Raw genomic sequence first — 17,913 nt, 5'->3', positions numbered from 1 at the left:
CCCGACCGCTCGAGAGTGACCACGACTAACGTCGCGCCCTGCGGCACCGACGGCCCGTAGGGGCGATCCGGCAGCTTGGCGATACGACGAATCGATTCCAGCCGCCATGTCTGCCCGAACCCCTGCGCCCGCTCTCCGCTGGTGACGACCTGCTGCGGTACGACAGTTTGCCGATAATGCGACCACTGCGGATACAACTCCACGATGCAAATGGTCGCGAGCGCGGCGGCAGCGACTGCGATCCCGATCAGGTTTCGCACCCACAGTCTGTTCATCCGGCCGGACCAACCTCATACGGTTTGACCGCGACGATGTCGACGCGCTCCGGCGCTGGTTTCTCGAGGTTGATCACCAGACGGCTGTTGAGCCGTTCCTCGCCGTTCGACCACACTCGCAACTGCAGCGGTGTGGTGATCGACGGCTGGATCAACTCGGGCGCCACGTCGAAAACCCAGTAGCCGTGTTGCGGCAGGCCTGGGTCGACATGAATGCCGAAGCCGCGCGCCGGACTGCGCAGTGACACCTGATAGGTGTTGCCGCCCACCACCAGATCGGCCGACGGTAGCTCCGAATCCTCGATCGCCGACAGCGTCGCATCTACCACAAACCACAGTCCCGTCGCCGAGATCTTTTCCGACGTGAATTGGCTCAGTGCGAATTTCCCTTTGGGCGCCACCCGCACCCTGGTGGCGGTGACGGAGAGCGCATGGCCACGCACCGGACTACCCAGATTGCCGTAGACGTCGAAGGGCGCGTAAATCTCTGTGGGAACAGGCAAGTGGTGCCACAGCACCGCGGCCGCGGTGATCAGTACCGCGGTTACCGGCACAGCCACCCGGCGGGCGATCCCGGTCCGCGCCGCACTCATCGTTTCACCACGGGCACGACGATTTGGGCGTAACTGGTTTCGCTGGCAAGCCAATCCTTGCCGTAGGTGACCACCATTTCACGCAATTGTTTCTGCCAAACTCGCAGGGTCACACTGGAACCGGCAGCAACCTCGCTGCGCGGTACTTTCCAGAGGAAGACCACCTTCTCGGACAATTTCGGGGCCAGCAACACGACCATCGAAGCATCGGCGATCCGGAACGCTCCGAGGAACTCGTTGCGCGGCTGTTGCAAATCGAACTCTGCATGCTTGAGTCCCGTACTCAGGGAACCCTGGATCGGCCCGTCGTTACGGATCGTGCTCACCAGGCCCAGGTAGATATGTCCGGGTTCGGCGGGCATGATCACACGCGCGCCGGCCCGAACATCGTCGAGAGCGGTCGCCCGCTCGACGGTCACCGTAAATTCACCGTCGCTGTAGGGCTGCCCGACGTTGAACACCTTCGGTTTGGCGTCCACACTGTCCAGGCCGCCGAACAGCGCTGCCACCGCGACCACCGCCCCGGCGACCAGATGCCACATCTGCAGAAGTTTCAACTGCGCCAACTCGCCGCGGATCACCCTGGCGAGGCCGGCGAGCATGCTGGTGAGCCTATCGGCCACTGTCGTCAGCCAAAGCAATCGCGCTGCTTTGGCTGGTGCCGAAGCGGATTCCGGTGGCGTCTCTGCCGATCGCGGTTAGGACGGCGACAGCGATCAGCACCGGCCCGATCGTCGCTGCCAAGGCGAACGGGTAGCCATGCGTGGCGGCCAGCCGTTCCTGGATCGGCAAGTTGAACGCCGCCAGCAGATTGCCCAGCTGATAGGTGACACCGGGATAGAAGCCGCGGATGGCGTCCGGCGACATCTCCGTCAGATGTGCGGGTATGACACCCCAGGCGCCCTGCACGGCGAACTGCATCAAAAACGAGCCGAGGCAGAGCATCGCGGCGGTATGCGAGTAGGCGAACAGCGGCACGATCGGCAGCCCGAGCACGGCGCAGAACACCACGGTGTGCCGGCGGCCGAACCGCTGCGACAGTGAGCCGAAGATCAGTCCACCGACAATGGCGCCGACGTTGTAGATCACCGCGGTCCATTTGGCAGTTGCGTGGGACAGTGCGGCACCGCCGTCGTGGGTGGCCGACAGAAACGTCGGATACACATCCTGGGTGCCGTGGCTCATCCAATTGAAGGCCGTCATCAGCAGCACCAGATAGATGAACCGCCGGATGACGGCGGCATCGCGCAGCACGTCGCGAATTCTGGTGCGGGTCAACCGCATTCGATTCCGCTCGGCCTGCCACACCTCGGACTCCTGCACCCGGTATCTGATGATCAGGCTGATCAGCGCCGGGATGATGCTCAGTCCGAACAACCAACGCCAGGACAGCCCCAGCCAGTTCATCAGCAGCAGCGACATCAGCGTTGCCAGCAGGTACCCGACCGCGTAGCCCTCTTGCAGCAGACCGGAAAAGAACCCGCGCCGCTGAACGGGAACCTTCTCCATCGCAAGCGCTGCGCCGAGACCCCATTCGCCGCCCATGCCGATGCCGTAAAGCAGCCGCAGAACGACCAGCACGGTGAAATTGGGCGCGAAGGCGCATAGAAATCCGACCACCGAATAGAACGCCACGTCGACCATCAGCGGCAGTCGTCGACCTACCCGGTCGGCCCACAGCCCGAACAGCAGTGCGCCGACCGGCCGCATGACCAGGGTGGCCGTCGTCAGGAACGCGACTTCGGTTCTGGTGTGGTGGAAGGCCTTCGCGATATCGGCGTAGACCAGCACCACCAGGAAGTAATCGAAGGCGTCCATCGTCCAGCCCAGCAGCGCGGCGATGAACGAGTTGCGTTGATCCGTGGTGAGCGGCGGATTTCCGGGCACTCGCACCATGTATCACACGGCGCGCGACGGTGTGGCGCGCACGAGCCAAATCACGTCTTTTCGATGCTGTCCCAGAGCTCGAGCATGGTGCGCAGAATTTCCTCGGCAAAGCCCAGGCCGGCGAGATGGCTCTCTCCGGGCAGCGTGTAGAGCTCCGCGTCGGGCAGCCTGCTCACGACGTGCGCGCCGTGCGCGAACGGCACGATGTGATCGCGGTCGCCATGCCACCAGCGGACCGGGATCTTCACCTCATCGAGCCGAAAGCCCCAGTCCCGCGCGAAAACGACGATATCCGCGAATGGGGCCGCCAGTTGCTTGCGCGAACCGTTGAGTAGATCGTCGAGGAACATCGCCTTGAATTCCGGCCGCACCAGCAACCGCCGATCGCCCTCGGGGGAGACCCGCGCGTAAAGGTACAGCGCGGGCTCGGCGACCGGCTTGAGCAGTCGGATGAATCCGACGGCCGCCCACCGGATCGGGAATCCGGCAACGGACAGCAGTGGCGCAACGAAAGAGGCGAGTGTCATCAGACCGCCGCGTATCGCCTCCGGGCCGACTGTGGGCGCCACACCACCCAGCACTCCGACCGCGATGACGCGATCGGGCAAGGCCGCCGCGCATCCCAATGTGTAGGGGCCGCCGCCGGACAGGCCGATCACGGCCATCTTGTCGATGCCCAAGGTGTCGGCGACAGTGCGCAAGTCATCGGCGAAAGCGAGGACATTCTCGTACTGATGAGGCGTCGATGCCCCGATGCCGGGTCGGTCGATGCCGATCAGCCGGATGTGGTTGTCTTCGGCGTAGATGCGGGCCTCGGCCGGGATCTGCCGTCGCGCCCCGGGGGTGCCGTGCAGCCAGAAGATCGCCCGCCCCTGCGGGTCGCCGAACTCGGCGAACCCCAGCTGCCGATCATCGCCGACCGCGATGTTGCCTTCCAGCTTGGGACGAGCGATCGAATAAGCCATTACCGCAGTGTTGCACGGCAGCGGGGCGCTCAATCCGAGCTGGGCACCTGCCAGGCTTGTTTGGCTGGCGTTTTGGAAGCGATGACGCCGTCGGTGGTGCAGGCTGCATACAACACCGTGGATGCTGCCGACGGGAGCGAGTTATGCGCATCATCGATGCCGACGGACACGTCGCGGAGAACCCGTCGCTGGCCATCGAGGCGATGAAGCGCTGGCCGCACCTCGTCACGGCCAGCGGCGACCGCAAGCCGAGGTTGGTCATCGAGGGACGCAACTATCCCGAGGACCGCGGCCCCGGCGCCGGCTGCCCGCCCGAGCACGGGATCAGCGCGGCACCGGATATCAACTGCAGATCGGTCGACGGCGTGCTGGGCGACGCCGATCGCGACCACATCAACACGATGGTGCTGTATCCGAGCCTCGGGCTGTGCGCACCCAGCCTCGAGGACCCGCAGTTCGCCGCCGGTTTCGCGCGGCTCTACAACGAGTGGATCATCGACTTCTGCGCCCCGGCGGCCGGCCGGCTGCGCGGCGTCGCGGTGACCCCGATCGAGCACGGGCAGTTGGCGATCGACGTCATGCGGGAAGCCAAAGATCTCGGGCTGGTGGCCACCCTCGTCCCGCCGGCGCTCAAGACACGTAACCTCGACCACCCCGACCTCGACCCGTTTTACGCCGCCGCGGTCGAGCTCGGAATGCCGCTGGGGATTCATGGCGCGCCGGGCATCCACCTGCCGAAGATCGGCGTTGATCGCTTCACCAACTATATCCAGGTGCACTGCATCAGCTTCCCGTTCGACCAGATGACGGCGATGACCGCGCTGATTTCCGGTGGTGTCTTCGACCGGCATCCGGGGTTGCGGGTGGCCTTCCTCGAGGCGGGTGTCGGCTGGGTGCCGTTCTTCATCGACCGGCTGCACGAGCATTTCGAGAAGCGCGGCGACTGGGTCGAACACGGCTGGCAGCGCGACCCGCAGGACTATCTGCGGGACGGCAATATTTTCGTGACGTGCGAGCCGGAGGAGCCGATCCTGCCCGGTGTCATCGACGTGCTCGGCGACGACTTCATCATGTTCGCCAGCGACTACCCGCACTGGGACGGGGAGTGGCCCGAGAGCACCAAGCACCTGCGCACGCGTCCGGACATCAGCGAAAACACGCGCGCGAAAATCGGTGGACTCAACGCGCAGCGTTTCTACGGTCTCGACTAGCAGTTGACCAAAGTGCGGACGCACTACTGTTGTGCGGCCGACGCTGTTACCAATACCCTCTTCCATGCAGCTGTCGGGACGGAAGTTGGTGGCAGCCCGTCACGACGTGAGCTGAACACCATCAATCGATTGAGGGGTCATGGGCGAATTCGATCAGCACGAAGGTGAAGCGCAAACCATAGTGAATCTCGCCGAGGCGGCGATGCACATGTACCGGGCTGCTATCGATTCGCTGCCTTTTCCCGAGGACAAGAAATTCCAGAAGCGCGCCGAGGTTGTTCTCAGCGGTATGCGGAAACTGCGCTCGGCGCTGACCGACGCGGCAAGCCACAGCAGGCCCACTCCCACCGTCATGATGGCGCTCAGCGACGTCCGGCGACGCTACGACGATCTGATGGAGCGGGCGGCCGACGCCCCCGGATCGACTCTGGGCCAACAGCTCTACAACGCCCGCATCCACGCCAAGCTGTCCGCCCACGAGGCGGCCAACGGCATCGGGCTACCGCGCGAGCTGCCGGACGAGCTTGAAGAGGGAGCGACGCCCACCGCGAACGAGACACCGCTGGTCGAGCAGCTGATCGCCGCCATCCGGTTGGTGGCGGGGCTCGACGAGGCTGAATTCGAGCCCGAGCTGCCCGCGGTCGAGGAGCACGTCGACGGCTGGGATGAAGCGCTGGCCACCAATGGTGCCGGAGAAGAGGCCAAAGCCGCGCATTAGCGGCGTTGGTCACCGAATGGGCAGGCCGGTCAGTGCCCGGCCGATCACCAGTCGCTGAATTTCGCTGGTGCCTTCAAAGATGGTGAAGATCTTGGCATCCCGGTGCATCCGCTCGACGGGGTAGTCGCGCGTGTAGCCGTTGCCGCCGAGAATTTGGATGGCTTCATCGGTGACATACACCGCGGTTTCACTGGCGTAGAGCTTCGCCATCGAACCCTCGGCTGAGGTGAACGGCTTGTTGTTCCGTTGCATCCAGCTGGCTCGCCACACCAGCATCCGGGACGCATCGATGCGACTCTTCATGTCGGCCAATTTGAAGGCGACGGCTTGGAATTCGGCAATTTTGCGGCCGAATTGTTCACGCTGGCCGGAGTATTCCAGCGCATATTCGTAGGCAGCACGAGCGATGCCCAGAGCCATCGCCCCGACGGTGGGGCGAGTGCGTTCGAAGGTCATCATCGCGGCCTGACTCGACGTGCGATGCCCTTCGCGGATCTTGGCGACGCGGCGTTCGAATTTCTCGCGGCCGCCCAGGATCAGCTCGCCGGGAAGGCGGACGTCGTCGAGCACCACCTCGGCGGTGTGCGATGCCCTAATGCCGTGCTTTTTGAACTTCTGGCCCTGAGACAGTCCTTTGGTATCGGGAGGCACGATGAACGTCGCCTGCCCTCGGGTGCCTAGATCAGGCTCCACGGATGCCACCACCACATGGACGTTGGCGATTCCACCGTTGGTCGCCCATGTTTTGGTGCCGTTGAGCACCCACTCGTCGGCAGCTTCGTCGTACTTCGCTCGGGTGCGGACGGCTCCGACATCCGAGCCGGCACCGGGCTCGGAGGAACAGAACGCGGCCAGCTGGGGATCGCCGGGGCTGCCGAACATCTGCGGCAGCCACTCGCCGATCTGCTGTGGAGTTCCGTTAGCGGCCAGCGCGGCCGCGGCCAGCCCGGTGGCCATGATGGACAGCGCGATGCCGGCGTCACCCCAGAACATCTCTTCGAAGACCGTCGGCATGCCCAGCCCGCTGGCTTCGCCTGCCATCTGAGCAAACAGGTCCGGGGTGTAGAGGCCGACCTTGGCCGCCTCTTGGATGATCGGCCAGGGCGTTTCTTCGCGCTCGTCCCACTCGGCCGCCGCCGGCCGGATGACGGACTCGGCGAACTCGTGCACCCAGTCCCGGACCTGCACGACTTCCTCGGACAGATCCAGTGAAAAGGTGGCTTCCATCCTTGCTCCTATCAGATGTCGCGCCCGCGTACCTGCGGAGTCCGGTCCGTTCGGCGACTGACACATACAGTAAACGTTTGTACACTGAGCAAACAAACTGGCAGTTCAGAACGGGCTTCGTTACGGGTGTTTGGGCGGCTAAGCGATCTGGCGGCGGAGGCGTCGGCGGTGCCGATGACCCCTGATGCGGCCGAAAAGCGCTGCAGGCCTTGGTAAGTCACGACGAATCTCCTTCGAGGCCGAGCGTGGGCTGACGTGGCCCAATCACCGGCAAGCATCAGCGATACGGGCCGCGACGTCCGCGGCGACGGCTAACGACGCTGCGTCGGCGGCCGCGGAGTAGCGTCCGGCGACGGGATCGTAGACCGCGCCGGCAATCGATCCGTGGTCGGCAGCCAATTCGACGACCGCCACCGGCCAGTTGTGCTGCCGCAGCGCCGAGGCGAAATCTTCGGTCGCCGAGACCGGTATGGCGCGATCGGCGACGCCGTGCAAGAGGGTGAACGGGGAGCGTTGCGCGCCGTCGTCCAACTGGGTCGCCGGAAGCTGGTTGAAGATCGGGTCAGGGACCATGAACGCGCCGGCCAGGCAGACCGTGTGGGCAACCGCCATACCCAACCGGTGCGCCTGGACCGTCAGCCCCGCGGCCGCGAGACCTCCCATGGACCAGCCGGCCAGCACCAATTCGTCGGGGTTGTCCATCCGCTCCCGGGCGAATCGCACGGAGCCCACCAGGTCGCCGCGGCCACCGTCTTCGGCGTACGAATCCCAGTCGGGGGCGATGACACCCAGACCATGACCGGCGATCAGCTCAGCGAGCGGCCGTACCGAGCCGCGCGCATTGGCCTGCTGGCCGTGCCACAACAGAACTGTGCGTTGTGAGGGTTCACCGGATATGTCGGCCAGCCGACCGGCGGCGTATTCGACGGTCTCCATACCCTGAGTTGTTCTACCGACTAGGACGTCACGGCTTCGGCGGTGCCGGCGGTGGGCTCCCGGGCGCCGGTGCGCCGCCGCCGATCAGCGAGTTGAGGATGCCCAGCGACAGGCCTGCCTCGGCCGGTGACTTTCCCGGATCGGGGACCGCGGCGTCGTTCTTCTGCCAGGCCTGGCAACCATCCGTCTTGAACGTCTTGTCGGTGGGGTCGATCTTCACCACCTGCGGCTTTTTGCTCATAGCGTTGTCGATCGGCTGTTTGGCATCGTCACCGAGCCGCTTCCAGTAGCAGACGCCGTTGCCGACTGGACCGGCCGACGTATAGATGCCCGGCACGATGTCGGTTCCAACGTTGTAGACACCGTCGTGGTCGATCGTCGTCTTTGCGTCGGCCGGCGCCGGTCCAGCCGGCGGAGCAGGGGCCGGAGAAGGAGCGGGCGCGGGAGGATCAGCGCTGGCAAGGCCGCCGGACACACCCCAGCCCAGCGCGATTACCGCCATAGCGGCAGCAGCTGACTTGGACGTCACAGATAGCAGCATACGGACTTTGCGAAATGGCCGCCGGAACCCAGATACGGGCTAGGCGGTTTTGGTGAGCAGCGGCAGCAACAGGCGGCGACGCGCGGAGTTGGCGTCCGCGAAGTAGTGCAGCGCCTCGTGGACCGTTGCGGCGGTGGGGAAGCTGATGTCCTCGCGGGTAACCAGCAACGTCAGGCTGACCGATTGGCTGGGGATGACCGCCCATTCCAACCCGGCGGCGTTGCAGGCGTCGTCGATGCCGTAGAGAAGTCGCACGGCCGGTGCGGCGAACGTTTCCAAACCGGATAAATCAAGGACAAAAGGCTTGTCCGGCAGGATGAAGCGGCGGGCGTAGTCGATGACCTGATCCACGTTGCTCGCGTCGACGGCGCCGGTGATCGTCAATACGGTCGCCAGATGACGACACTGTGCGCGCACCGCGGCGCCGCTGCAGTCGAAGGGGAGGTGGGCGTGCCGCGGCGCCAAGTACGAAGCCGCCGTGTTAACCGAGTCGTCCATCAACGCGTCCCCATTCCCAAAACCTGCTACCGCGATATCGGAATCTGCGACGACCCCGACCTGTTTGAGACGCTAATTGCCTACTCTAAGGTCACTGGGTGCGGCGTTTAATACTTCGGTAAGAAACAATTCCTCGGGCTCTTCTTCGAGTTCGTGGTGGCCTCAACGCGCGACCACAGCGGCTTCGCGATCGCATGGCGGAGGGTTGCATCAGCTTTCTCCCCAGCTGTCCCAGAAGGTGACGGTCTCGGCGGGCGGTCGCGAGGCCGGCCGGAAGTCAGTGCCAATCGTGTAGGCCACCGGGAAAAGCGCAGCCTGTGTGACCGTGGCCGGGATGCCCAACAATTCGGCTACCTCCTGCTCCTTGGCCAAATGCATTGTCGTCCAGACTGATCCGAGGCCACGAGACCGAAGCGCGAGCAAAAAACTCCAGCCGGCCGGGATGATCGAGGCCCACGCCGACGAGGCGACCACCAGATCGTTGCCGTCGAAGCGGCGCTGCAGACACGGGATAACGTGCACCGGAACTTCAGCGAGCGTGTCGATGAGGCTCACCGCGCTGCCGAAGACTCTTCGGGTCTGCGGATCGGACTCGACCGCCGCGAGTCCAGGCAGATATTTCATACCGATGCTGCGGTAGATCTCCGCGATCGCGGCCCGCTTGTCGGCATCGGTGATCACCAGCCAGCGCCAATCCTGCGCGTTGCTCGACGTGGGCGCCTGCATTGCCACCCGCAGGCACTCCAGGATCACGTCACGCCCCACGGGCCGTGTCAGGTCAAGACGTTTGCGCACCGACCGGGTGGTGGTGAGCAATTCGTCGACCGAAGCGATGTCCACTCGTCCCCTAGCAGCTGGTGTCACACGTCGATTGCGCAGGACTGATCGACCCCGAGGACAGCCAACGAGCGCCCCAGGCCGAAGATCACTGCCCCACACCCGAGCCAACCAGATGGTCGTCGTCAATGTCCAGGTTGTGCGGGAGACGGGAGGTCAGCCTGGTCACCCGTGTACTGACCGCGGCCTAAAGCTGTTCTCGCGGTTGAGGATTCGGTTAGCCTCTGCCACCATCTCGGCCACGATGGCAGCGGCGGGACGCACCGCGTGGATGAGGCCGACCGCCTCGCCGATGAGGATCGCGGCGATGTCGAAATCTTGTGCAGCAACGGCGGCTTCAAACGTGCTCACCGCATCGGGCAGCGACGCCAGCAGTTCGGCTTCGTTGCCGTGCCAGCCGTCGACAAACGGGTTACTCAATGCCCGCTCGTTGTATTCGGGTGCCCAATCCAGCCGGCGCACGTAGTCATAGACCCGCGTGCGGTAGGTGTTGTCACCGTTGGCGCCGATAGCTCGCTCGTGGGCGCGTGGTGACACCAACGCTTCGGGGGAAGCCCAGAACCGGGTGCCCACCACCGCGCCATCGGCACCGAGTGCGAGGGCCGCCGCAAGTCCGCGCCCGTCGGCGACGCCGCCGGCCGCCAGCACAAGCGCTTCGGGCACACGTACGGCCGCGAGATCCACGACTTCGGGTACCAGGGTGAACGTCGAGCGAACGGTCATTCCGTGCCCGCCGGCTTCGCTGCCCTGGGCCACCAATATCTGCGCGCCGTCGTCCAGAGCCTGACGCGCGTGGTCGAGCGTCTGAATCTGCGCGATGAGCGGGACACCGGCCGCGTGGATGCGCTCCGCGAACGGGTGCAGATCGCCGAAGGACAACATGATCGTGGCCGGTCGCCGTTCTAGTGTCTCGTCGAGTAGTCCGGGGTTGCGGGCCAGACTCCAGGTGATGAAGCCACACCCGACCCGAGTCCCACCGGCCAGACTGAATTCGCGCGCTACCCACTCCGAGTCGCCGTAGCCGCCGCCGATGAGGCCGAGCCCACCGCTCGCTGTCACGGCGGCAGCGAGCCTGCCCCCGGAGACCAGCGCCATCGGCGCGGACACGATCGGGTGGTCGATGCCGAAGAACTCGGTGAGACGAGTTTTCAAAAGTGGTCCACTTCATAGCGGTCGCGTAACGGCCTGCCTGCGGCAATGCCACTGTAATCGGGACAAGCCACACCGGCCCGACAACTCGCTATCACTCCATCGCGCTGATACCCTGCCAACGCCGTCGTTTGTGACGATGCGCCGCGGTGAACGAAGCACCAGCGGCCTCACGGAAAGATTGTTGTGCGCAGCGGAGAGATCAAGGCCCTCACAGGACTTCGCATCATTGCCGCGGTCTGGGTCGTGCTCTTTCATTTCCGACCACTGTTGCGCGATGCGGTGCCCGGATTTCGGGACGCACTCGCGCCAGTGCTCAACTGCGGAGCCCAAGGTGTGGATCTGTTCTTCATCCTGAGTGGCTTCGTGCTGACCTGGAACTACCTCGACCGAATGGGCTGGTCATGGTCGACACGGGCCACCGTGCACTTCCTCTGGTTGCGGCTGGCCAGGGTGTGGCCGGTCTATCTGGTCACCCTGCACTTGGCCGCGCTGTGGATCATTTTCACGCTGCACGTCGGTCACGTGCCGTCGCAGGACATCGGCCGGTTCACCGCGATCAGCTACGTGCGTCAGGTCCTACTGGTGCAGTTGTGGTTCCAGCCGTTCTTCGACGGTTCGAGCTGGGACGGGCCGGCATGGTCGATCAGCGCAGAGTGGTTGGCCTACTTGTTGTTCGGCGTACTGGTGCTGGTGATCTTCCGGATGGCACGCAGCACTCGCGCTCGCAACCTGATGTGGCTGGCGGTCGCCGCCTCGTTGCCCCCAGTGGTGTCGCTGCTGGTGACCGGGCAGTTCTACACGCCGTGGAGTTGGCTGCCGCGCATCGTCATGCAGTTCACCGCCGGAGCACTGGTCGCTGCCGCAGTCAGCAGGTTGCAGCCGACGGATCGCGGTCGGCGTACCGCCGGCTATCTATCGATACTGCTGATCGGTGCTGTCGTGGGCCTGCTGTACTGGTTCGATGCGCATCCGCTGCACGGTGTCGCGGACACCGGCGGGCTGGTCGACGTGCTGTTCGTGCCGCTGGTGATGACCCTGGCGATCGGCACCGGCGGCTTGCCGGCGCTGCTGTCCACCCGGTTGATGGTGTATGGCGGGCAAATCTCGTTTTGCATCTACATGGTTCACGAGCTGGTGCACACCACCTGGCTGTGGACCGCCGAGCAGTTCCGGCTCACCCTGTTCGGCAATGGCGGAAAGCTGATCCTCGCCGGCGTCCTCGCGGTCACCTTCGTCGCCGCGATGGTGCTTTTCCACGTCGTCGAAGAGCCTGCACGTCGATGGATGCGCACGATGGTCAACATCGACCGCCCGAAGACCGGAGCCGATCCTGCTGCGCATGTCGCCGGCGGCAAACTGCAGTCGATCGACGGGACCCAAGAACGACCGTTGCCCATTTCGGCGCGCGCCGGCTGAACCTCGCTTGATGGCGCGAGCGATACTGCGCCACATACTGATCAAGTACGATCCCCTGTGGCGCGAGACCTGGGGTGTCTCGCGTTCGTCGACCAAGTGGGGGCTTCACCTGTGGCGGCCGGTTCCCACCCGGCGTCCAACCGGATGCCAGCGCGTCGACGGTGAATTCGTCGTTGTGCTTTTACGATGCCGCTGATCCGGACACGACACGCGGCCGAGGTGGTGGACAGTGCAGGTAGCGGTGGGTCGTCTAGCCGCAGTTGTCATTTCGGTTGCTGTCGCGGTTGCCATGTTCACCCACCGGCCCGCCCCGCCGCGGCCTTATCAGACGGTGGCCCGGGGCACGCCGATCGACCATGTCGCGGTGATCGGGGATTCCTACACCACCGGCACCGATGAAGGCGGTTGGGGATCGAATGCGTGGACCACACGCACCTGGCTGACGCTGGCACGGCAGGGTGTGCAGGTGGCGCCGGAGGTCGCATCCGAAGGCCGGGCCGGCTACGTCGTCCGTGGGGACCACGGCAGCGTTTTCGAGGACCTGACGAACAGAGCGGTGCACCCCGACGATGCGCTGGTGGTGTTCTTCGGTTCACGCAACGACCACGGCGTGGACCCGGCGCAGATGATCGGCATGGCGCACGACACCTTGGATCTGGCTCGCCGTATCGCGCCCTCGGCGAAGCTGTTGGTGATCGGCCCGCCGTGGACGGGCCCCGATCCGCCGTTCGATGTCCTCTACATCCGCGACATCCTCAGCGGTCAGGCCCACGACGCCGGCGCGACATTCATCGACCCGATCAGCGACGGGTGGTTTGTCGGCAGGCCCGACCTTATCGGCGCCGACGGCATACATCCCAACGACGCCGGGCACGCCTACCTGGCGGAGAAGATCGCTCCGTTGATCCATGCCCAGTTGTCCAGGCGAGCCTGATCCCGCTCGCATTCAAAGCGTTTCACCAGCACTCGTCGCGGGTACTTCGGGCTGCACGAGACGAGATGGGGGATTGCAGATGAAGTCTGGCGCTCGGACAGCGATGACACTGTTCTTCGGGGCGGCCATGCTGGTGTTGGCAGTTGGCTGCGGCGGGGGCGGCAAGGGCGGGCCGACGTCGACCACAACAACGACGACGACCACGACTCCGTCGTCGAGCGTGGCGCCGGCACCCCCGATGGCTCCCGGCGGTGGTGGACCCGGCGGTGCGACCGGCGGCGGTGGACCGAATGGCGGGGGCGGCAGTGTTCCCGGCGGCCCGACCGGTGGCGGCGGGCCCGGCGGTGGGGCTGGCAGCATCCCGGGCGGTCCGACCGGTGGCGGCGGACCGGGCGGCGGCAGCGGCTGTGTCCCCGGTGTGGGTTGCGGCGGTGGCGGCCCCGGCGGTGGTGGTGGCTGCATCCCCGGCGTGGGCTGCGGCGGCGGCTGACCGCGGCCGGGCGTTGTCCGGAACCTTGAGTCCCGACGTGCGGGCAGGATTAAGGTTCGGGGCAACTCGACTGCTAGGGGACCGCAGATGGCCAAGCTCAGGTTTGGATATTTCATAGCACCGTTTCACCCCGCGGGCACCAACCCGACGCTGGCGATACAGCGAGATCTCGAATTCGTCGAGCACCTCGACGCGCTCGGCTTCGACGAGGCGTGGATTGGCGAGCATCACTCCGCGGGCAGCGAGATCATCGCCTCGCCGGAGATCTTCATCGCGGCCGCTGCGCAGCGGACCAAGTGGATCAAGCTGTGCACGGGCGTCATCTCGCTGGCGTACCACAACCCACTCTGGGTCGCCGACCGGTTGATGATGCTGGATCACCTCACCCACGGCCGGGTGATCGGCGGGGTGGGGCCGGGCTCACTGCCCAGCGATTCGTCGATGATCGGGCTGACACCGACCGACACGCGAGAACTGTTGGACACCAATCTCGACATCGTTGTCCGGCTGCTGCGCGGGGAGGCGGTGTCCGCGAAGACCCCGACGCACGAGTTGCACGACGCCCGCTTGCAGCTTGCCCCGTACTCCGACGCGGGTGTCCCGTTGGCGGTGGCAGCGGTCGCCTCGCCCACGGGTGCGCGACTGGCCGGCAAGCACGGCATCGGCCTGCTGTCCATCGGGGCGACGCTGACCGTCGAAGGCTTCAACGCGCTGCGGTACCACTGGGACATCGTCGAGGAGCGCGCGGCGGCATTCGGCACCGCGGTCGACCGCAAGAACTGGAGCCTGGTCGGGCCGTTCCACCTCGCCGAAACCGACAAGCAGGCCCGCGAAGACGTGAAATTCGGTCTCGAGCCGTGGTTCCGGTACTTCCAGAAGGTGGCCGCGTTCCCGCAGATGACCATGCCCGGCGAGCAGATCGACGAGATGATCGACGTCATCAACGACAACGGCGCCGGGGTGATCGGTACACCGGAGCGGGCGCGCGAACAAGTGCAGCGGATGTGGGATCAGTCCGGCGGATTCGGCTGCATGCTGCAGATGGGCCACGAGTGGGCCAACCCGGCGGCAACCAAACGGTCGGCCGAACTATTCGCCGCCGAAGTGATGCCGCATTTTCAGGGTCAGGCGCAACCGACATTGGATGCCGCCACGCGTGCCAGCGAAGTCCGGGAAGGCCTTGCGCAGTCGCAGAACGACGCCGTCGCCCATATGACCAAGAAGTACCAAGACGAAATCGAGTCGAAATAACCGACTTTCGGTTTCAGCCTGCGTCGATCCCGAACCACTCTCGAAGGACGAGACGAAGTTCGTCAACCTCGGGCTTGGGCGCCGACGAGGCCCACGCCACATAGCCATCCGGGCGGACCAGCAGCGCCGTGGCCGACACCTCGTCGACCGGGCGTCCCACGGCAACGGTAATCCGTTCTGCGACATCAGAAGTCGCATCGGCTACCACTGCGTCCTCGGTGAGGTCGATCAGCAACGGACGCCCGGTGCGCGCCAGCTCGGCCACCCGCCGTGCCGCGCCGCCGTAACCAATCGCGAAATCAGGCACCCACAGTCCGGCCAGCGGATGTGAATCGGCGCCCACGGCGTAGCGATTATCGTTGCCGGACAACAGATCACTGAGCCGGCGGGCGTTGTCCGAATCCTCGAGAAGTTCGGAGAACAGGTCCCGCAAGGCTGTGACTTCTGTCCCGGGCCGCACAAGAGCCAGCTGGGCGCGGCTGTGCATGACCACCCGCTCGGCCGCCGGCCGGCGCTCGGACTCGTAGGTGTCGAGCAGCGCAGGATCGGCACCGCCGGAAACGACCGCGGCCAGCTTCCAGCCGAGGTTCACCGCGTCCTGCAGGCCAAGGTTCAGGCCTGGCCCGCCCAGGGGTGAGTGGACATGCGCCGCGTCGCCGACCAGGAAAACCCGGTCCGATCGGTACCGCGACGCGATCCTCGAGTTGATGCCGTAGAAGCGGCGCAGGTCCAACGGAGCATCGGGCGAAGCCGGCCGCAGCGGTACGTCGGCGCCCAGCACACGTTTCACGCTGGCCTCGATCTCGGCCAGGCTCACCGGTGTCTCGTCCTCGTCGTCATCGATCCGGTCCTCTTGGGCCGATCGATCGAGTTCGAGAGTGATGAGCATCGACCGGCCGGCGAATTGGCGGCAGGCGAAAACGCCGCGCTCGGCACGGTGAAACGGCGTAGGCGGAACGCTGCCCCAGCCGGGAATTTCGAGCGCACCGGTGACCGGGTCGACCCATTCATCGGGCGGCAGCACCCCGAACGCCATCCGGGCTACCGCGTCATGCGAGGTCATTCCCGGAAAGTCCACGCCCGCCAGTTTGCGCGTCTGACTGCTGCCCCCGTCGGCGCCGACGAGGTAGGTGGCGCGCAGCTCATAGCGGCCGTCAGGACCGTCGACGTGCACGACGACGCGGTCGGTGTCCTGGTCGAATCCCACTAGTCGGTGTCCCCAGCGAAGGTCGGCGCCGTTGTCGCGGACCCGCTCGGCCAGAGTTTGCACCAGCCGGGGTTGTTGGACTGGGAACATGTAGTGCTGCGAATCCGGCACTCTCGTCAGATCCAGCACCATAGCTGCGAACATCGCCCACGGGGACGGCTGAGGCGGATCGGGTGTCCCGGCCAGGACGCCGTAGAGGCCGCGATGGTCGAGCAGCCGAACCGCTTGGCCGATAATCCCATTCGCGCGCCGTTGCGGGTTGGGCCCGGCCAGCGGTTCAAGTACGACTGGTCGCACACCCGCCAATCCGAGCTCATTGGCCAGCATCAGCCCATTCGGGCCGGCCCCGGCGATGACGACGTCATTCATTTAGCCCAGCTTAATAGTCGTCGGCCGGTGCCGGCAACGATGTCGGCTACGCCTGCAGGATAGCGGTCGCGACGGCCAGCCCCAGGCCGATCACCGCGGGAGCCGCGTCCGATGCGCTATCGGCGGCACGCACGTGAAAAACGATGGCGCCCAACAAAAGTAGGACTAGCCCCACGGCGGCGGCGACGCCGATCGGCGGCCACGCCAAGCCCGCCAAAATGCCGGCGACGCCGGCAAGTTCAAGCGTCCCGATCATCCGCCACTGCACCGGGTTGACGCCGAGGTGATCGCGGATCGTCAGCGATTGCTGAATCCCGGCAAGCTTGATCGACCCGGCAAACCCCATCAGCACCGCGAGCAAAGCCGTCACGACCACTTTGGCGATCATCACTACACCGTAGTACTCAACCCGCGACACCGGTGGCGGATGCGAAGGCGCGCAGCTCGCGTTCGATGTCGGATCCCGCTGGCTGGTAAGCGACTTCGGTCACCCCGACCGCGGCGAGTTCGCGCACCCGCGCCGCGACCTGTGCTGCGGTACCGGTCAGCGCCGCGGCGCTGGCCATCGGCATGAGCTCGGCGACGTACGGCTCGTCGCGCGGGTTGGCTTTCACCAGGTGCCCTTCGTGGATGACTAGGTGCCGTTCGTTTTCGGGGTGAGCCTCGACCGCCTCACGCCACCCAAGTCCGCCGGGCAGCGCGTCGACCGCGGTGGCGCCGCCGCGCTCGTACACGGCGTGATACATCGCCACTGCTGCGGGGGCCACAGCGTCGACGACTCGCGGGGAGGTCAGCTCCTCGCCCTCGTCGAGCACCGAGCCGAACGCCAGCAGTGCCCGCCAGTCGGCCGCGTTGACGGCATCCGGCTGCGGCACGACGGCAGAGAACACGCCGTCGCCGAGTTCGGTCGCCACGGCCAGCCCCTTCGGACCGTCGGCGCCGATCAGGATCGGCACGGTGATGGGCCTGGCCGCCCCGAAGCCGGACGGGTGCATCATCCGGATCCTGCTGCCGTCCCATTCGGCGGTCTCGCCGGCCAACAGCGTCTTCAGGCCGCGGACATATTCAGCGACCTGCCGCCACGGCATCGGCCGCTTGCCCAACGAAAACCGGCCGGTGAAGCCGGATCCGATTGCCACTGCGACGCGGCCCGGCGCCTGGTCTACGAGCTCGGCGATGGCGGCCGCGTTGACCATCGGGTGTCGCAGGCTGGGGACGAGCACACCCGGCCCGAGGCCTATCCGCGATGTCCGTTCGGCACATCGCGTCAGGATCATCCACACATCGGGATACAGAGCGGGGGAGTCGTAGAGCCACGCCCGCCGGTAGCCGAGCGCCTCAGCCAGTTGAACATGCGCCGGGGTGTCCGAGGACGTTGCGAACTCGCAAGAGATGTCCATACCCGG

19 protein-coding genes and 1 pseudogene are annotated in these 17,913 nt (G+C 65.6%); 6 read left to right on the top strand and 14 right to left on the bottom strand.

The annotated features are described in order from the left end of the window. The 5 genes and pseudogenes from VGG53_RS14185 to VGG53_RS14165 form a co-directional block, all read right to left on the bottom strand. Positions 1 to 275, bottom strand: a pseudogene (locus VGG53_RS14185) (hypothetical protein); the annotation flags it as partial. After that, complete coding sequence (locus tag VGG53_RS14180) at positions 272 to 868, bottom strand: hypothetical protein (protein WP_331518671.1); 597 nt, start codon at positions 866 to 868, stop codon at positions 272 to 274. The gene VGG53_RS14180 and the pseudogene VGG53_RS14185, both read right to left, overlap by 4 nt. Further along, positions 865 to 1,470 (bottom strand): hypothetical protein, encoded by a 606-nt coding sequence (locus tag VGG53_RS14175; RefSeq protein WP_331518670.1) that lies wholly within the window; start codon positions 1,468 to 1,470, stop codon positions 865 to 867. The genes VGG53_RS14180 and VGG53_RS14175 overlap by 4 nt, the downstream gene beginning before the upstream one ends. A 10-nt stretch (positions 1,471 to 1,480) precedes the next feature. Next, entirely contained in the window at positions 1,481 to 2,764 is a 1,284-nt protein-coding gene (locus tag VGG53_RS14170) for an MFS transporter (RefSeq protein ID WP_331518669.1), read from the bottom strand. A gap of 41 nt (positions 2,765 to 2,805) precedes the next feature. Then, a complete protein-coding gene (locus tag VGG53_RS14165; protein ID WP_331518668.1) occupies positions 2,806 to 3,720 on the bottom strand; it encodes an alpha/beta hydrolase in 915 nt (304 codons plus the stop codon). A gap of 143 nt (positions 3,721 to 3,863) precedes the next feature. On the opposite strand from VGG53_RS14165, the gene VGG53_RS14160 reads away from it, so the two are divergent. Further along, positions 3,864 to 4,931 carry an amidohydrolase family protein gene (locus tag VGG53_RS14160; protein WP_331518667.1) on the top strand — a complete coding sequence of 356 codons (1,068 nt, stop codon included), beginning with the start codon at positions 3,864 to 3,866 and terminating at the stop codon, positions 4,929 to 4,931. Between the two features lie 139 nt (positions 4,932 to 5,070). Then, the gene (locus VGG53_RS14155; protein ID WP_331518666.1) at positions 5,071 to 5,649 is read left to right on the top strand and encodes an XRE family transcriptional regulator; all 579 of its coding nucleotides are present in this window, start codon (positions 5,071 to 5,073) and stop codon (positions 5,647 to 5,649) included. A gap of 9 nt (positions 5,650 to 5,658) precedes the next feature. Here the strand turns inward: VGG53_RS14155 and VGG53_RS14150 are convergent, their stop codons facing one another. The 6 genes from VGG53_RS14150 to VGG53_RS14125 form a co-directional block, all read right to left on the bottom strand. Next, on the bottom strand, positions 5,659 to 6,876 hold the full coding sequence (locus tag VGG53_RS14150) for an acyl-CoA dehydrogenase family protein (RefSeq protein ID WP_331518665.1): 1,218 nt from the start codon (positions 6,874 to 6,876) through the stop codon (positions 5,659 to 5,661). Between the two features lie 264 nt (positions 6,877 to 7,140). Beyond that, positions 7,141 to 7,812, bottom strand: a complete 672-nt coding sequence (locus VGG53_RS14145; RefSeq protein WP_331518664.1) for an esterase — start codon at positions 7,810 to 7,812, stop codon at positions 7,141 to 7,143. 28 nt (positions 7,813 to 7,840) lie between these two features. After that, on the bottom strand, positions 7,841 to 8,353 hold the full coding sequence (locus VGG53_RS14140) for a hypothetical protein (protein ID WP_414688966.1): 513 nt from the start codon (positions 8,351 to 8,353) through the stop codon (positions 7,841 to 7,843). A gap of 39 nt (positions 8,354 to 8,392) precedes the next feature. After that, a complete protein-coding gene (locus VGG53_RS14135; RefSeq protein WP_331518663.1) occupies positions 8,393 to 8,851 on the bottom strand; it encodes an STAS domain-containing protein in 459 nt (152 codons plus the stop codon). 210 nt (positions 8,852 to 9,061) lie between these two features. Next, positions 9,062 to 9,691 carry a nitroreductase family protein gene (locus VGG53_RS14130; RefSeq protein ID WP_331518662.1) on the bottom strand — a complete coding sequence of 210 codons (630 nt, stop codon included), beginning with the start codon at positions 9,689 to 9,691 and terminating at the stop codon, positions 9,062 to 9,064. A gap of 162 nt (positions 9,692 to 9,853) precedes the next feature. Continuing rightward, the gene (locus VGG53_RS14125) at positions 9,854 to 10,840 is read right to left on the bottom strand and encodes a nitronate monooxygenase (protein ID WP_331518661.1); all 987 of its coding nucleotides are present in this window, start codon (positions 10,838 to 10,840) and stop codon (positions 9,854 to 9,856) included. A 183-nt stretch (positions 10,841 to 11,023) separates the two neighbouring features. Between VGG53_RS14125 and VGG53_RS14120 the strand changes: the two genes are divergently transcribed. The 4 genes from VGG53_RS14120 to VGG53_RS14105 all read left to right on the top strand — a co-directional run bounded on the left by VGG53_RS14120 (position 11,024) and on the right by VGG53_RS14105 (position 14,931). Then, positions 11,024 to 12,256 (top strand): acyltransferase, encoded by a 1,233-nt coding sequence (locus tag VGG53_RS14120; RefSeq protein ID WP_331518660.1) that lies wholly within the window; start codon positions 11,024 to 11,026, stop codon positions 12,254 to 12,256. Positions 12,257 to 12,497: 241 nt separating this feature from the next. Beyond that, complete coding sequence (locus VGG53_RS14115) at positions 12,498 to 13,190, top strand: Rv0518 family GDSL lipase (protein ID WP_331518692.1); 693 nt, start codon at positions 12,498 to 12,500, stop codon at positions 13,188 to 13,190. 79 nt (positions 13,191 to 13,269) lie between these two features. Further along, positions 13,270 to 13,680, top strand: coding sequence for a hypothetical protein (locus tag VGG53_RS14110; protein ID WP_331518659.1), 411 nt, complete (start codon positions 13,270 to 13,272; stop codon positions 13,678 to 13,680). An 87-nt stretch (positions 13,681 to 13,767) separates the two neighbouring features. Further along, positions 13,768 to 14,931, top strand: a complete 1,164-nt coding sequence (locus VGG53_RS14105; RefSeq protein ID WP_331518658.1) for an LLM class flavin-dependent oxidoreductase — start codon at positions 13,768 to 13,770, stop codon at positions 14,929 to 14,931. Between the two features lie 13 nt (positions 14,932 to 14,944). Here VGG53_RS14105 and VGG53_RS14100 read toward each other — a convergent pair whose 3' ends face one another. From VGG53_RS14100 to VGG53_RS14090, 3 genes are read right to left on the bottom strand one after another with little or no spacing between them, the layout of a single operon-like run. Next, complete coding sequence (locus VGG53_RS14100) at positions 14,945 to 16,507, bottom strand: FAD-dependent monooxygenase (RefSeq protein ID WP_331518657.1); 1,563 nt, start codon at positions 16,505 to 16,507, stop codon at positions 14,945 to 14,947. Between the two features lie 46 nt (positions 16,508 to 16,553). Further along, positions 16,554 to 16,895 carry a DoxX family protein gene (locus tag VGG53_RS14095; protein ID WP_331518656.1) on the bottom strand — a complete coding sequence of 114 codons (342 nt, stop codon included), beginning with the start codon at positions 16,893 to 16,895 and terminating at the stop codon, positions 16,554 to 16,556. A gap of 16 nt (positions 16,896 to 16,911) precedes the next feature. Next, on the bottom strand, positions 16,912 to 17,907 hold the full coding sequence (locus VGG53_RS14090; RefSeq protein WP_331518655.1) for an LLM class flavin-dependent oxidoreductase: 996 nt from the start codon (positions 17,905 to 17,907) through the stop codon (positions 16,912 to 16,914). Positions 17,908 to 17,913: the final 6 nt, after the last annotated feature.

This window comes from Mycobacterium sp. (genome assembly GCF_036490025.1).
Lineage (GTDB): Bacteria > Actinomycetota > Actinomycetes > Mycobacteriales > Mycobacteriaceae > Mycobacterium.
The sequence above is the reverse complement of the archived record's forward strand: the minus strand, read 5'-3'. Positions and strand labels throughout refer to the sequence as shown.